12 protein-coding genes are annotated in these 15,419 nt (G+C 66.1%); 4 read left to right on the top strand and 8 right to left on the bottom strand.

Features of this window, described 5'->3' with window-relative positions:
• Positions 1 to 191: 191 nt before the first annotated feature.
• Together EG799_RS02645 and EG799_RS02640 are read right to left on the bottom strand one after the other, a co-directional pair.
• On the bottom strand, positions 192 to 1,001 hold the full coding sequence (locus tag EG799_RS02645) for a SapC family protein (RefSeq protein WP_123878315.1): 810 nt from the start codon (positions 999 to 1,001) through the stop codon (positions 192 to 194).
• 87 nt (positions 1,002 to 1,088) lie between these two features.
• A complete protein-coding gene (locus EG799_RS02640) occupies positions 1,089 to 2,537 on the bottom strand; it encodes an FAD-binding oxidoreductase (RefSeq protein WP_123878313.1) in 1,449 nt (482 codons plus the stop codon).
• A gap of 97 nt (positions 2,538 to 2,634) precedes the next feature.
• On the opposite strand from EG799_RS02640, the gene EG799_RS02635 reads away from it, so the two are divergent.
• Together EG799_RS02635 and EG799_RS02630 are read left to right on the top strand one after the other, a co-directional pair.
• The gene (locus tag EG799_RS02635) at positions 2,635 to 3,255 is read left to right on the top strand and encodes a hypothetical protein (RefSeq protein WP_123878311.1); all 621 of its coding nucleotides are present in this window, start codon (positions 2,635 to 2,637) and stop codon (positions 3,253 to 3,255) included.
• Positions 3,256 to 3,388: 133 nt separating this feature from the next.
• Positions 3,389 to 4,816, top strand: coding sequence for a DEAD/DEAH box helicase (locus EG799_RS02630; protein ID WP_123878309.1), 1,428 nt, complete (start codon positions 3,389 to 3,391; stop codon positions 4,814 to 4,816).
• Between the two features lie 5 nt (positions 4,817 to 4,821).
• Here the strand turns inward: EG799_RS02630 and EG799_RS02625 are convergent, their stop codons facing one another.
• The 3 genes from EG799_RS02625 to EG799_RS02615 all read right to left on the bottom strand — a co-directional run bounded on the left by EG799_RS02625 (position 4,822) and on the right by EG799_RS02615 (position 10,117).
• On the bottom strand, positions 4,822 to 7,011 hold the full coding sequence (locus EG799_RS02625) for a spermidine synthase (RefSeq protein WP_181950865.1): 2,190 nt from the start codon (positions 7,009 to 7,011) through the stop codon (positions 4,822 to 4,824).
• Positions 7,012 to 7,080: 69 nt separating this feature from the next.
• Positions 7,081 to 7,707 carry a glutathione S-transferase family protein gene (locus tag EG799_RS02620; RefSeq protein ID WP_123878307.1) on the bottom strand — a complete coding sequence of 209 codons (627 nt, stop codon included), beginning with the start codon at positions 7,705 to 7,707 and terminating at the stop codon, positions 7,081 to 7,083.
• Positions 7,708 to 7,807: 100 nt separating this feature from the next.
• Complete coding sequence (locus EG799_RS02615; RefSeq protein ID WP_123878306.1) at positions 7,808 to 10,117, bottom strand: ATP-dependent helicase; 2,310 nt, start codon at positions 10,115 to 10,117, stop codon at positions 7,808 to 7,810.
• A 110-nt stretch (positions 10,118 to 10,227) separates the two neighbouring features.
• Here EG799_RS02615 and EG799_RS02610 point away from each other — a divergent pair, with 110 nt between their 5' ends.
• Complete coding sequence (locus tag EG799_RS02610) at positions 10,228 to 10,851, top strand: hypothetical protein (protein ID WP_181950864.1); 624 nt, start codon at positions 10,228 to 10,230, stop codon at positions 10,849 to 10,851.
• Between the two features lie 58 nt (positions 10,852 to 10,909).
• Here the strand turns inward: EG799_RS02610 and rsmD are convergent, their stop codons facing one another.
• Together rsmD and EG799_RS02600 are read right to left on the bottom strand one after the other, a co-directional pair.
• Entirely contained in the window at positions 10,910 to 11,476 is a 567-nt protein-coding gene (gene rsmD / locus EG799_RS02605) for a 16S rRNA (guanine(966)-N(2))-methyltransferase RsmD (protein ID WP_123878304.1), read from the bottom strand.
• A complete protein-coding gene (locus EG799_RS02600; RefSeq protein WP_123878302.1) occupies positions 11,473 to 12,222 on the bottom strand; it encodes a pseudouridine synthase in 750 nt (249 codons plus the stop codon). The genes rsmD and EG799_RS02600 overlap by 4 nt, the downstream gene beginning before the upstream one ends.
• 97 nt (positions 12,223 to 12,319) lie before the next feature.
• On the opposite strand from EG799_RS02600, the gene EG799_RS02595 reads away from it, so the two are divergent.
• Positions 12,320 to 14,071 carry an MFS transporter gene (locus EG799_RS02595; protein ID WP_123878301.1) on the top strand — a complete coding sequence of 584 codons (1,752 nt, stop codon included), beginning with the start codon at positions 12,320 to 12,322 and terminating at the stop codon, positions 14,069 to 14,071.
• A 13-nt stretch (positions 14,072 to 14,084) separates the two neighbouring features.
• Here EG799_RS02595 and EG799_RS02590 read toward each other — a convergent pair whose 3' ends face one another.
• Positions 14,085 to 15,419: a bifunctional folylpolyglutamate synthase/dihydrofolate synthase gene (locus EG799_RS02590; protein WP_123878300.1), complete on the bottom strand. Its 1,335-nt coding sequence runs from the start codon at positions 15,417 to 15,419 to the stop codon at positions 14,085 to 14,087.

Genomic DNA, 15,419 nt, shown 5'->3' with positions numbered 1-15,419 from the left:
CGCCGTGGCGCGCCAGTCCGACCGGGCCATGAGGGGAGCGCCGACCGGACCTCTCGAAGATAATTTCGATGGTTAAGGTTTCAAGTTCGCCGCTCCGTCCAAGAGCGGATTTCGTGTCGCAACTTGTCGCAAAATCGGAGCGACCGGGCGGGGCGGTCCGGCGCACGGAGCCAAGCCCGGTCGGCAATGCCTCAGGCCGGGGGCATCGTCGCAGCGGCCTCGCCCGCGCCCGCGCCCAGCGGACCCTTGCCCTGTTCGGCCTGCCGCGCGAAGATGTTGCGCATCAGGTCCAGCGAGAACAGGTGCGCGAAGATCAGCGGCAGAAGGCCGTTCTCGTTCCACTTGCGCAATTGGTCGCCGCGCAATTCGCGCAGCTTTTCCTGGTTGACCATCTTGAAGCCGCGATAGGTGAACGGCTCGTTCGGCTTGTCGCGGCGCTGGATGGCGATCTCCCCGTCCATCAGGAGGTCGGCGTTCTTCAGTTCGTCCATGAACATCTGCGTGCGATTGCCCGCCTGTTCGAACTTCTCGCAGAAATCGAGCAGCGCCTGGGTGTGCTGCGTGGGTTGCTTGTCGTCGTCGAACACCCGCTCGCCCTCGTCGAAATCGCCGATCAGGTCGGTTGTCGGATCGAAGCACAGCGAGAGATTGTCCGAGTTCTGATCGATCTTGGCGAGCAGGAACGGATAGCGACGGATATAGGCCGGGATGTAGGGCGCATTCTTGTCGACCGGCGCCCCTTCGTCGTCGAAGAAGACGTTGATGCCTTCGTTGAGACCCATCAGCGCCAGCGGGACCGGGCGATCGCCGGCGGAAAAGACGATCGGGAAATCGCGCTGCGCCGCCGGGAATTCCTCCACCGTCAGCGGGATCGCATGCTGGTTGACCACCCACGGCGCCTTGTCGACGCTGCGCGCGCGCCACGTCGCGTGCTCGTTGCTGTTGAGGGGGACGAGATCCTTGTACAGGACGGGCAAATTACCTTTCGGCGCGCTGGCCATGCAAACTCTCCGCTAGATCCGTGAACGGGGCGGCGTCGCGGCGGGCCGGTGGGCCGTGGCGCGAGGCCGGGTTGATCGCGCGCGGCCTTACTGAATGGGGGCGTCCGGCGCAAGCGGCACGAGCTTGCCGGGATTGAGGATGTTGTTCGGGTCGAGTGCGCGCTTGACCTGCCGCATGATGGCGAGCCGCGCCGGATCGCTGAGTTGGGCCAGTTCGTCGCGCTTGAGCTGACCGATACCGTGCTCTGCACTGATCGAGCCGTCCCATTCGCTGACCATGCGATAGACCTGCGCGCTGATCGCCTTGCCGTCCCCCGTCATCCAGTCCATCGGTTCGACCCCATCGGGCGCAATGACATGAAAATGGACGTTGCCATCCCCCAGGTGCCCGAAAGCGAGCGCTTCGGTACCGGGCCAGTCCCGCTCTATCCGCGGCACCGCGAAGTCCACGAATTCGGGCATCTTTTCCACCGGTACGGAAATGTCGTGCTGTACCGCTGGTCCCTTCTCGCGCTCGGCGGCGGCGATGGAATCGCGCAGCAGCCAGAAGCCTTCCGCCTGTGCCTCGTTGGCTGCGATGACCGCATCGTCAAGCAGGCCGCGCTCGAGTGCCCCGGCGAGCATGGCCTCGGTCCGCTCGCCCAGCGATTGAGCGTCCGCATCGTCCGCAACCAGTTCGATCAGCGCATGCCATGCGTGCCGCCCGGCCAGCGGCTGCCTCGCATCGGGAAGGTGACGGATTACGTCGTCGAGGGTCGGCTGGGCCATCACCTCGAACCCCTCCAGCGCGTCGCCGGCCTCGTCCTGGCAGTGGGTAAGCAGGCGCCGCGCCGCCGCCAGCGAAGGCAGACCCGCCCAGACCACCCGCCGGTCCCCCAGCGCTGGCAACAGGCGCAAGGTGGCGGCGGTGACGATGCCGAGCGTGCCTTCCGAACCGATCAGCAATTGCTTCAGGTCGAAGCCGCGATTGTCCTTCTTGAGCACGGTCAGCCCGTCGAACACCGCGCCGTCGGCCATGACGCCCTCGAGACCCAGGACCTGCGCGCGCATGGAGCCGTGGCGCAATACCTGCGTGCCGCCGGCGTTGGTGGCGATCAGCCCGCCCACCGTGGCCGACCCTTTGCCCCCCAGGGTCAGGGGGAAGCGCATACCCTGCGCTCCTGCGACCTCGTGCAGGGTCTGGAGCACCAGCCCGGCCTCGCACACGATCTGCCGCGCGCTCTTGTCGAAATGGCGAACCTTGTCCATGCGCCGCAGCGACAGGATGATGGCCTCGCCGCTTGCGTCGGGCGTCGCCCCGCCACACATGCCGCTATTGCCGCCCTGGGGGACGATCGGGACACCGTGGCGAGCACACAGCTTCACGAGATCGGCGACCTGCTCTGTCGCGGCGGGAGACGCGAGGGCCAGGGCGCGGCCGGTGAAGCGCCCCCGCCAGTCGGTCAGCCAGGGGTCGAGGAGGTCGGCATCGGTTGTCAGTCCGCGCTCCCCGAGGATGGCGCGGGCTTCGTCCAGAAAGGCGGCGGTGTCGGTCATCGCCCGCTCAATGCCACCGCGGGGCGTGTGTTGCAAAGGCGACGGGGCAGGTTAAGCCGGTATTCAATCCGCGCCGCTAAATCACTGGCGCACCCGGATGGCGCGGCTCCTCGTCCATCCCGACACCGATCTGGTCGCCATGAAACGTCTCTGCCTTCTCGCCGCGTTCGTCGCCCTCGCTCTTCCGGCGACGCTGGCCAACTGGCCGGCGCGGGCGGAGCCGACGGGTGACGGGCCGCCGGCAGGTCCGCAATCGCATGCGCCGCTGGGCTTCGATCCGGCAACCACGCCGCCTTTCGACGTTCTCGAACAGGCGCGCCGACCGCTGGGGCAGAACCAGGTCCGGATCGAGCAGCGCATCATCATCCGCATCTCACCCGCGCCCGCCAACCGGCGGTTGCCGAGCGGGTCGCAAAGCGCGGAACGGCGAAATCCGGTGCGGTTCAGCGAAGTCGATCACGGGGACTGCGTGCCGGTGCGCGACATCGTCGGCTCTCAGCCTACCGGCGACAACCGGCTGCTGCTCTACACGCGCGATCGCGGCATCCTCGCGGCCTCGCTGGAACGGTCCTGCTCCGCGCGGGCGTTCTATTCCGGCTTCTACATCGAGCGCAGCGATGACGGGCAGCTTTGCGTCGCGCGCGACCGGTTGCTTTCGCGGGCCGGGGCGAGTTGCCGGGTAGCCAACTTCAACCGGCTGGTCGCGACCGGCGGATAGGAGCGCGTCGCGGCGCTCTTCCTTGACTTTTCGCCCTGCGGCTGCATAGGCAGCGCGCTGCTGCCGGCCATCGCGACGAATCCCGCGGCGGCAGTTTCCATTGCCAACGCCAAAACCCGGAAAGCTTCCGCCCTTGACCACCTTCGCCGATCTCGGCCTGTCCGAAAAACTGCTGAATGCCGTGTCGGAGGCCGGCTATACCGAGCCGACCCCGATCCAGGCCGAGGCGATACCCGCCGTGCTGATGATGAAGGACATCATCGGCATCGCGCAGACGGGCACCGGCAAGACGGCCGGCTTCGTGCTGCCGATGATCGACATCCTGGCAAGCGGCCGGCGACGCGCGCTGATGCCGCGCAGCCTGATCCTGGAACCGACCCGCGAACTGGCGGCGCAGGTGGCCGAGAACTTCGAGAAATATGGCAAGAACCACGATCTGTCGATGGCATTGCTGATCGGCGGCGTGCAGATGGGCGACCAGATCAAGGCGCTGAACGAGGGTGTCGACGTTCTCATCGCGACCCCGGGGCGGCTGATGGATCTGTTCGAGCGGGGCAAGATCCTCCTCAACGGATGCGAGCTGCTGGTGATCGACGAGGCGGACCGGATGCTCGACATGGGGTTCATTCCCGACATCGAATACATCTGCTCGAAGCTTCCCGAGCAGCGGCAGACGATGCTGTTTTCCGCCACCATGCCGCCGCCCATCGCCAAGCTGGGCAAGCAATTCCTCGACAATCCCAAGCGGATAGAGGTGAGCCGGGCGGCTTCCACCAACGAGAACATCACCGCCTTCAAGATTCCCCTCAAGTCGCGCGAGAAGCGTGAGACCCTGCGCTGGCTGCTGCGCAACGACCACGTCGATACCGCGATCGTCTTCGCCAATCGCAAGACGACGGTGCGCGAACTGAACAGGGACTTGCAGCGGGCGGGCTTCGCCAGCGGGGAAATTCACGGCGACATGGATCAGGCCAGCCGGGTGAAGGAACTCGATCGCTTCAAGTCCGGCGACGTCAACATCCTGGTCGCCAGCGACGTTGCCGCGCGCGGGCTGGACATCAAGGGCGTGAGTCACGTGTTCAACTACGACACGCCCTGGCACCCGGACGATTACGTGCATCGCATCGGCCGCACGGGCCGTGCCGGAAACAAGGGGCGCGCCTTCACCTTCGTCGCCGAGGACGATGCGGAGAACATCGCCAATGTCGAGAAGCTGACCGGTAACACCGTTCCCGTTTTCGGCAAGAAGGACGTTCGGGTCGACCTGCCCGACACCTCGGCCAAAAAGGCCGAAAAGGCGCGTGGCGGCGCTCGCGGCGGGGACCGCGAAGATACGGATGGCCAGAACACCGGGCGCGAGGGTTCGCCCCGCAAGGATCCAAGCGAGAACGCAGGGTCGAAGCGCTCGCCGCGCAAGCCGCGCGACGATGCCGGTCGGTCCGAAGGCTCGCCCCGCACTGACAAGTCGACCGGTTCACGGCGCGAGGAAAACGGCGACGCGGTGCCCGCCGGCGAGTGGAACGGGCCGAAACCCGACTTCCTCGACTTCTCCGCCACCTGAGCGTTTCAGAACCGCAGCAGCGGCAGCAGTGACGCGTTGGCATCGGTCAGCGGGCGGTCCGATGCGGGCGGCAGGCCTTCCCACGCCAGCCCGCCCGAACGCACGACCGTGCGCAGGGACGCAGGCGAGCGCGCGAGAGCGATCCAGTCGGAATCGGTAATGCCCGCGACATCGACCGGTCGATCGCTGCGCATCATGCCGTGCCAGCCTTCGGCCTGCGCAAGAGCCGCGATGGCCGGCGCGAGATCGACGAAGCGGTTCGATATGTGAACCAGCAGGAGACCGTCCGGCGCCAGCGTGCGGGCGTAGGTTTCGAATGCCTCGCGCGTTATCAGATGCAACGGGATCGCATCCGAACTGAACGCGTCGAGCACCAGCACGTCGAAGGTGGCCGGCCCCTCCTGCGCAAGTTGCACGCGGGCGTCGCCGATTTCCACCCTGGCGCGCGGCGCGCAGTCCTTGAGAAAGGTGAACGGCCCTTCGGTCGAGTAGCGTAGCACCTCGGGGTCGATCTCGAAGAAGGTCCAGTCCTGCCCCTGCCGGCGATAGCAGGCCAGCGTTCCGACGCCGAGGCCGACCACCCCGACAGAAGCGCGGGGCGAAGCGGCAGCTAGCGCGATGCCGACACCCGATGTCGGCCCGTAATAAGCGGTCGGCTCGTCTGCGCGCGCCGGGTCCGTGAACTGTTCGCCGTGCATGGTGGTGCCGTGCGTCAGCCGCTGGATCGTGGCGCCGTTCTCCTCGATCCTCTGGACGCCGTAAACGCCGAAATAGCTGCGCGAGCGTTCGCCCCCCAGGCTCGATTGCAGGGTCGACAGGCCTCCGAGCGACAGGAGAAGGAAAGCGAGAGTGGCGGCATAGGCGTAGCGCTTGCCGATCAGTACGATCCCGGCAGCCATAATGGCGACGGCGAGAAGCAGGATGTCAGCCGCGTCCGCCCGGTCCACCGCGCGCACCAGTAACCAGGCCAGTCCGGCCGACAGGACGACGAGCGCCGCGGAAACGGTGCGGCCTGCGGACCTGCGTTCCCAGAGGCGAGCGAGTGGAGGGATGAGCGCCCTGTGGGGCAGCAGCAGGGCGGCGGCGAGCAGCAGGACGACATGCTCGTACACCCAGTCGAACAGCAGCGGCGCAAGGATGGCGACGAACGCACCCCCCAGCGCTCCGCCGATGGAGACGACGAGGTAGAACAGTGTCAGTCGCCGTTCGACTGGGCGAGAGAGGTAGAGGCGGCCGTGCAGCACGACCGACAGCACGAACAGCAGCCCGACCATCGCGATGGCGATGATCGTGTTCAGCTGCCCGCCGGACACCATCGCCAGCCCCCCGATGACCAGGAGCAGGACAGGTGCATAGATACCCAGGATCCCGCGCCAGTTCCCGTTATCCGAGAAGGCCACGGTGAAGCTCAACAGGTAGACGCCGAGCGGTATGACCCACAGGAGCGGCATCGCCATCAGATCGGTCGTCAGCAGCGTGGTGGTGGACAAGGTCAGGCCTGACGGGACCGCCGACAGGGTCAGCCACAGCCATATTCGGGACTTGGCGAGGGGATCGTCCGGCCGACCGTTTGCCGGGGGCGGGGCGTCGTCCGCCTGTCGCTGGGCGAGCGCCAGCCAGGCAAGAACAAGACCGACGAGCACGAAGCCCGCCGACCAGATCAGGCTTTGCGCCGGAAGATCCAGCAGCGGTTCGATGACGAGCGGATAGGCGGCGAGGCCGGCGAAACTGCCAAGATTGGATATGGCATAGAGGCGGTAGGGATTGCCCCCGTGCGGATCGTTCGCATACCAGCGTTGCAACAGCGAGGATTGCGACGACAGCAGCAGGAAGACCGGTCCGATGCTGGCGACGAACAGCAAGGGCACCCAGATCACCTGCCATCCGCTCGCCGCGGCCGGCATGTCCGCCAGTCCGACCGGCAGGGTGAAGGCCGCCAGCGCCAGCAGCACCAGATGGATCGTAGCCTGGCGTCGCGGGGCGAGGCGCGAGAGAAGATGCGCGTAGAGATAGCCTCCCAGCAGGAGGAGCTGGAACACCAGCATGGCGCTGTTCCACACCATCGGCGCTCCGCCCAGCAGCGGCAGCGCCTCGCGCGCGATCAGCGGCTGGACGACGAACAGCAGGAAGCTCCCGGCGAAGATCGCAACGGCGTAGAGCAACCGGGGCGGCAGGGATGGGCGGAGCGGCGACACGTGGTTCTGGCGTTGCAGCCTATTCGCCCGTCAAATACAAACGGAAACCGGCGCCGCCTGCGCGCCGGGTCAACCGATCGGCTGCATGTCCTGCCGCGTCAGGGCCATTTGCACCTTCTCGTCCGCTTCCATCCGTTCGCGATGCCGCTTCAGCGCGGGATAGTCTTCGATGTCGAGCGGCGTCTGGTCGAGCCATCGGGTCAGCACGTAGAGAAAGGCATCGGCAAAGCTGCGCTTGCCCAGATACCACTCGCCCCCGGCATCAGCGAGTTTGCTGTCCATGCGCTCGTAATGGCTGCGCAGGGTATCGTAGGCAGCCTGCTTCACCTCCTCCTGCGCGGCGTCGCTGCTGGCGAAGCGCTGGGGGGCGAAATGGGGGCCGTAGGCGGCGTGAACCTCGCTCGTCATGAAGGACAGCGCTTCCGCTTCGCGATAGCCCAGCCGCACGTCGCGCGAATAGCCCTGGCTCCCGAACTCGGCCCCGAGCCAAGCCATGATCGCGGTCAGTTCGGTCAGTACCTCGCCATCGTCGAACCGTAGCGCCGGCACTTTCCCTTTCGGATTGATCGCCAGGTACTCCTCGGAATTCTGATCGCCATACGCGATGTTCTTGATACCGACGGGTGCATCGAGCCAGGCGATCGCGATGTTGCAGGCGAGCGAGCAGGTTCCGGGCATGGTGTAGAGCGTGGTCATGGGGCATTCTCCTTCGCCACAACCAATGCACCGGAGGCCATAAGGGTTCGCGCAGCGTCGGGGTTGCAGCCGGCACGGCGGTTGTGCCGGCGGGGCGGTGTCAGTCCGCCGCCTTCACGAAGCTGTCGATCACGCGCTTGGTGCCGGCCTTGTCGAACTCGATCTCGAGCTTGTTGCCTTCCTGGCCAATCACCTCTCCATACCCGAACTTCTCGTGAAAGACGCGGGCGACGGTGGCAATGTCGGTGCGGGGCTTGGCGGCGAAACTGGCGGCGCTGCGGCCCGGTTCCGGCACGCGCTTCTGCTTCGTCTCGTAGCCGGTGGCGAGCGCGCGTTGCCAGCCCGGACCACGGGCACTCGAACGCTCCGGCCGGCTTTCGGAAAGATGCGCGAAGGGATCCTCGCTCTCGGTCCAGTTCGCCTGCCACAGCGATCGCCCGCCCGTCATCGTCGTCTCGCTCTCGACATGCTCGTCGGGCAATTCGTCGATGAAACGACTGGGTATCGAGCTGTTCCACTGCCCGAAGATGCGGCGGTTGGCGGCATGGAGGATGGTGCATCGGCGTCGCGCCCGCGTAATCGCGACATAGGCGAGCCGACGCTCCTCCTCCAGGCTGGCGAGACCGCCTTCGTCGAGCGAGCGCTGTGACGGGAAAACGCCCTCTTCCCAGCCGGGCAGGAAGACGTTGTCGAATTCGAGGCCCTTGGCCGCGTGCATCGTCATGATCGTGACCTTCTCCTCCTCGTCGGAGGCGTCGTTGTCCATGACGAGCGAGACGTGTTCGAGGAAGTCGCCGAGCGTCTCGTACTCCTCCATCGCGCGGGCCAGCTCGACGAGGTTGTCGGCGCGTCCGGCGCTTTCGGCGGAGCGATCGGCCTTGAGCATGTCGTCGTAGCCCGATTCCTCCAGCACCGCGCGCAGCAGATCGGACGGGGTGACGGCCTCGGCCATCTCGCGCCAGTTGTAGAACAGGCGCATGAGGTCGCCGATCGTATTGCGGGCGCGGGCCGGCAATTCGTCACTGTCGGCCAGTTCCAGCGCCGCGGCGGCGAGCGGCATCTCGCGGCGCCGGGCGTGCTGGTGCATCTTCTCCAGCGTCTTCGCGCCCAGACCGCGCTTGGGCTGGTTGTAGATGCGTTCGAAGGCGAGATCGTCCTGCGGCTGCGCGATGACGCGGAGATAGGCCAGCGCGTCGCGTATTTCGGCCCGTTCGTAGAACCGGAATCCGCCGATGATGCGATAGTTCATGCCGATCTGGATGAAGCGATCCTCGAACTCGCGGGTCTGGTACTGCGCGCGCACGAGGATGGCGACCTGTTCCAGGCTCGCCCCCTCGCGCTCGATCCGTTCGATTTCCTCGCCCACCCGTCGCGCTTCCTCCGGCGCGTCCCACACGCCGATGACCCGAACCTTCTGGCCTTGCGGAAGTTCGGTCCAAAGCGTCTTGCCGAGCCGCTGGGAATTGGAGGCGATGAGGCCCGACGCGGCGGCGAGGATCTGCGGGGTGGACCGGTAGTTCTGTTCCAGCCTCACGACCTTGGCGCCGGGAAAATCCTTCTCGAACCGCAGGATGTTGGCAACTTCCGCCCCGCGCCACGAATAGATCGACTGGTCGTCGTCACCCACGACGCAAATGTTCTTGCGTTCCTGCGCCAGCAACCGGAGCCACAGGTACTGGACCGCGTTCGTATCCTGATACTCGTCCACCAGCACGTATTTGAAACGCGCCTGATACTGCTCCAGCACGTCGCGATGCTGGCGGAAGATGTTGAGCATGTGCAGCAGAAGATCACCGAAATCGCATGCATTGAGCCCCTTCAGCCGATCCTGATAGACGCGGTACATGCGCTGGCCCTGCCCGTTGGCGTAGGTTTCGTTCTCCACCTCGTCGAGATCGTCCGGATTGAGGCCACGATTCTTCCAGCGGTCGATCAGGCCCGCCAGCTGGCGCGGCGGCCAGCGTTTCTCGTCGATCTCCGCCTCGCGTATGAGGGCCTTCAGCAGACGTAGCTGATCGTCGGTGTCGATGATCGTGTAGTTCGATTGCAGCCCCACCAGCTCGGCGTGACGACGCAGCATGCGTGCGCAGATCGAATGGAATGTGCCGAGCCACGGCATTCCCTCCACCGCGTCACCGATCAGATGCCCGACCCGCTCGCGCATCTCTCGGGCGGCCTTGTTGGTGAAGGTCACGCACAGGATCTCGCTCGGCCAGGCACGGCGCGTGGCGACCAGGTGCGCCAGGCGGGCGGTGAGCGCCGCGGTCTTCCCCGTACCGGCACCCGCCAGCATCAGCACGGGCCCCTCCGTCGTCAGCACTGCCTCGCGCTGCGGCAGGTTGAGCCGCGCCGCATAGGGCGGCGCATCCGCGTTTTCCGGGGCGGCGGCGAGTGGATGGCTATCGGTCATGCGTGCTTGAACAGGTAGGGAACATGGGCCCGTATCTCAAGCGCGCCGTTCGTCGCAAGGGATGAACCCGTGGGCGCGGTTTCGGAACCTTGCCGGGGGGAAGGCTGTTCATGAAGCAAGATCGAACCGAATTCCGCAAACACGGAGAGACGAAAATGAAGACCTTCCTTGCAGCGACCGCCGCCGTCGGCCTCGCGCTCACCGCCGCCCCCGGCATCGCCCAGGACATGGAGATGACCACGCAGCAGCAGACAATGTATGATGGCTGGAGCGCAGAACAGCAATCGACCTACGATGCGTGGCCCATGAACGCCAAGACCTATTACTGGACCCTCGATGCGGGACAGCAAGAGATCTGGTGGAACAATTTGAACAACGAACAGCGGGTTCGCATCGTCGGCATGACCCCCGCACAGCAGACGCAGACCTGGGCGTCCATCAACAGCCAGTTGAACGGCAATAGCGCGATGGCGAACAATTCGGGCCACATGTCGAACAATTCCGGCATGTCGGGCAACACGACCGCTACCTCGCGCAGCACCACTTCGGGTAATGTGCGTTTCGTTAGCAACGAAGTCGTGCAGAACGCTCCCGCGCCCCACAACGGTGAATACCCCGTGTGCTCGTCCAGTCGTCAGGACAATTGCATGAACCCCTGGGAGGCCGGACGTCGCGGTCCGGGCGTACCGCGTCCGCTGCAGAACTGGCCGGGTCAGCCCGCCAGCTCCATGTAAGCAGACCAAATCGCTGACTGTCGAGAAAGGGTCGTCGCTTCGTTGCGGCGGCCCGTTCTCATTCCCCCCGCAAGGCTGCCGATCCCGGCGAGGTGAACAGGGTGATCCGCGCCGAGCCGACGAGGCGGGTGCTTTCCTCTTCCAGCACGCGGACCTTCACATCGTCCGTCCGGGCGGTTTCGAGCGCCACCCAGGTTGCCGGACCGATCCATCCAAGGCGGGCAAGCCTGTCGATGGCGACCGCGCCGGCACTGGTGCCGTATGGCGGATCGAGCAGGATAAGGTCATGCGGCGTCTTCGCCGGGCCGAGCGCCATGACCGAAGCCGCGCGAACCTCGCTCCGGGTCTGCGCCCCAAGCGCTGCGATATTGTGCCGCAACGCACGGATGGCGGCGGCGTCCTGTTCCACGAACAGGCAGCTTTGCGCGCTCCGCGACAGGGCCTCGAGTCCCAGCGCGCCCGATCCGGCAAACAGGTCGACCACGCTCAACCCCTCGAAACTGCCGAGCCGGCTGGTCAGCATGGCGAACAGTGTCTCTCGCGTGCGGTCGGCGGTGGGCCGGGTGTTCCCGCCTTCGGGCGCGCGCAATTGCCGCCGCCGCCACTCGCCCGCGATGATCCTCACTTGAGCGAGCTCCTGAACCGCTCGACATGCTCCTTGGGTATTTCCTGCGCCTGGCCCCGCCGAAGCTCGGACAGGCCGAACGGACCGTAGGCGGTGCGGATCAGGCGGCTGACCTGTAATCCGAGATGCTCCAGCACTCTGCGCACCTCCCGGTTCTTGCCCTCGGTCAGCGTGACCTCGATCCACTGGTTCGCGCCCGTGCGCCGTTCCATGTTCGCGTCGATCGGACCGTATCGCATGCCGTCGATCTCCACCCCGTCCATCAGCGCCTCGAGTTGGTCCTGGCTGATATCGCCGAAGGTTCGAGCGCGGTAGGTGCGCGGCACTTCGGAGGATGGCAGCTCGAGCATTCGCTTGAACTCGCCATCGTTGGTCATCAGCAGCAACCCCTCGGTATTGAGGTCGAGCCGTCCCACCGGCATCAGGCGCGGCGCGTCCTTCGGCAGGGCGTTGCGCAAGGCATCGTAAATCGTCGGTCGACCGGAAAAATCACGCTCCGCCGTCAACAGGCCGACCGGCTTGTGAAAGGCGAACAACCGGGTTCGTTCGGGCCTAGAGACAGGCTTGCCGTCGACCGTGATCCCGTTCAGGCCGGTGAGGAAGGTCGCGGGGGTCCTTACGGTTTCACCGTTGCGCGCCACGCGCCCGGCTTCGATCATCCGTTCGACCTCCCGCCGGCTGGCGACGCCGGCGCGGGCCAGCAGCTTGGCGATGCGATCGCCTTCGGGACGGTCTTGGTCGGGCATGGAGCGCCCATAGGCGTTGACGCGCCGTTCATCCAGCCTTCCAATGCGCGTCAGTAGGTCTAGACCGGACCGCCAGAGTTACCGGAGCGAGAATTACATGGCCGAAGCCGCCGCCGACGCGACGACCGAGACGAAGAAAAAGCCCGGCTGGCGCACGCTCGCCCGTTCGCTGAAGAATCCCAAGAGCGGGTTCATGGCGCTGTTCGGCTTCGCCAGCGGGCTGCCCTTCGCCCTGTTTCTGGGAACGCTGTACGCATGGCTGAGCGAGGCGGAAGTCGATCTCGAGACGATGGGCGTCTTCTCGCTGATCGGGCTGGCCTATGCCTTCCAGTTCCTGTGGTCGCCGCTGCTCGACAAGGTGGATATTCCGGGGCTCCGGCGGCTGGGCAAGCGCAAGCAATGGATCGCGCCTATGCAATTGCTGCTCGGCGTCATCCTCGTCACCATGAGTATACTCGATCCCAAGAGCCAGCTCGGCGTTTTCAGCCTGCTCGCGGGGATCGGCGCGTTCGCCAGCGCCACGCAGGATATTGCCATCAATGCCTGGCGTATCGACGTGGCGGACGAGGAAGCGACGATCGACATTCTCTCCACCATCACGCAGATGGGCTTCCGGCTCGCGAGCCTGGTGGGAGGGGCGCTGGGCCTCATCATCGCCGAACGGATTGGCTGGCCGCAAACCTATGTGATCATGGGCGCGATCATGCTCGCGATTGGTTTCGCCGGTCTGTTCGCGCCTGATTCGCAGGTCGATTCGGCAGCGTCGAGCGCGGCCGGAGAAGACGAGGTCGCCGAACTCTACCGGGTGGGCGAGATCGAACCGCGCGTGCGCAACTGGGCGCTGCTGGCGGTCGGGCTGCTGTGGGCCTGGGCCATCGGTACGGTCGTGGTGTTCATGGTCCGCTCGATGACGGCGGTTCCCGATCTGCGCCCCGACCCGACCGAATTCACCGCCACCTACGGTCCGCTCATCATCCTCGCCACCATTGTCCTGCCCGCCCTGATCGCCGCCTGGCTCGCGAAGCTGAAGAAAGACGGGCGCCACACGATCACCGCGACGGAAGGCACGTTTGGCGCGCACGAGATGAAGTTCACCGACCACCTTTACCGCGCACTGGTTCTGCCGCTGGTCGAGTTCGTCGGGCGCATCGGCTGGGCGCTGGTCCTGATCCTCGCGTTGGTGCTGACCTATCGGATCTGCGACGCGATCTGGGGAACCTTCGCCTATCCGTTCTACCTCGGGGAGCTCAACTATACCGGGGACGAGGTCGCTTTCGCTTCCAAGTTCTTCGGGGTGGGCGCGATCATCGCGGGGCTGGCGCTCGGCGGGTGGCTGATTACCGTCATCGGCCGGATGTTCACGCTGACGCTGGGGGCGGCGCTGGCGGCGGCAACCAACCTGCTCTACGCAGACCTGGCCGCCGGCGGACGATACATGCAGGCGAGCAGCGATTTCATCGGTTTCACCCGCCTGATAGAGGTCATGGCGCCTTTCGGTTCGGAAGGCCTTCCGCGGCTCACCTTCACCATCATGTGGGAAAACCTCGCCATCGGCGTTGCCGGGGCTGCCTACATCGCCTGGCTTTCCAGCATCGTCGCCAAGAAATACGCCGCCGTCCAGTACGCGCTGCTCGCCTCGCTCACATTGCTGGTGGGCACGCTGGGGCGCGGGGCGCTGGGGGAAATGATCGAGGATCGCGGATATTACGACGTCTTCGTGCTGACCGCGCTGATCGGCGTGATCGCGGTTGTCCTGTGCATTCTCGAGTGGATAAGGGAAGCTCGCAGCGGCGCGAAAAGCGGCGTCGTCCAGCCCGACTTCGAAGGCGAGACCGTCGCGGCGGAGTGATGCCGGAAGGGGCTCAGCCCGGATATTCGCGATTGGCGCTCAACGCCTTGCCCGCAAGATAGAGCGAGCCGCAGATCAGCACCGGGCCCGCGCGGCTGTCGAGGGTCGCGAACGCTTCGGCAAGGTCAGCCGCGGTGCTGGTCCTGGGAACGCCCGCCTCAGCAGCGAGCGCCGCCAGCTCGTCTGGCGAGACATGTTCGCTACCGGGGATCGGCACGCCCACCAGCGACGCGAGATGCGGGGCGAGCAGACGCAGAAATCCGCGCGCATCCTTGCCAGCCATCATGCCCATGACCGCATCGGCCGGCTCGCCCAGCGTGGCCAGATAGGCCGACAGGGCCGCTGCCGCGTCGGGATTGTGTCCGCCGTCGAGCAGGATCGGGCGCCCCGGCACCAGTTCGGTCAGCGGACCGGGCGCGAGCCAATGGAGCCGCGCGGGCCAGCGGGCGGCCTTGGTGCCCTCTGCCAATGCGGGGGCGGAGACGGCAACATCGTCCTGATGACGCAGCATGGCCACGGCGAGCGCGGCGTTGTCCGCCTGATGCGCGCCGGGCATCGTGGGCAACGGCAGGTCGAGCCGCCCGTGACGATCGCGGTAGGCTATCGCGTCCGGCCCGGTTTCCGCCCACCAGTCTCCACCGCGCATGTGCAGCGGCGCCCCGGCCAGCCCCGCCCGCCGTTCGATCTCCGTCTCGACATCGGGCGGATAGGCCTGTGTCACCAGCGGCGATCCCGGCCGCGCGATGCCGGCCTTCTCGAACGCGATGCGTACGAGGGCATTGTCGGGGGAGGGGGCGGTGTCGTCCTCGCTCAGCAGAAAGGCCTCGTGATCGACGCCCAGGCTGGCGATGCCGCAGGCGGCGGGGCGTTCCAGGACGTTGGTCGCATCGAACCGGCCACCAAGCCCGACCTCGATCACGCAGGCATCCGCCGGCTCGCGGGCGAAGGCGAGGAAGGTCGCCGCGGTGGTGACTTCGAAGAAGCTCGGGGAAAGCCCGTCGGCGGCGTCCAGCACCTCTTCCAGAAGGGCGGCGAGCCGGGCGTCGGACACCAGTTCGCCGGCGATGCGGATGCGTTCGTTATAGCGCACCAGATGGGGCTTGGTGGCGACGTGGACGCGCTTGCCATCGGCCTCCAGTATGGCGCGTAGGAAGGCGCAGGTGGAACCCTTGCCGTTGGTTCCGGCGACGTGGAACACCGGCGGCAATCGGGTCTGCGGATCGCCCAGCCGTTCGAGCAGCGCCCGGATCGTGTCCAGCCCGAAGCGACCCTGCGGCAGCGACAGCCTCCCCAGCCTGTCCAGCTGGCGCTGGACCGCGGGATCGTCCGAAATCGCGAAGTCCTTCAA

The organism is Aurantiacibacter spongiae, from assembly GCF_003815535.1.
Classification (GTDB): domain Bacteria; phylum Pseudomonadota; class Alphaproteobacteria; order Sphingomonadales; family Sphingomonadaceae; genus Alteraurantiacibacter; species Alteraurantiacibacter spongiae.
This window is presented reverse-complemented; position numbering and strand designations above follow the sequence as displayed.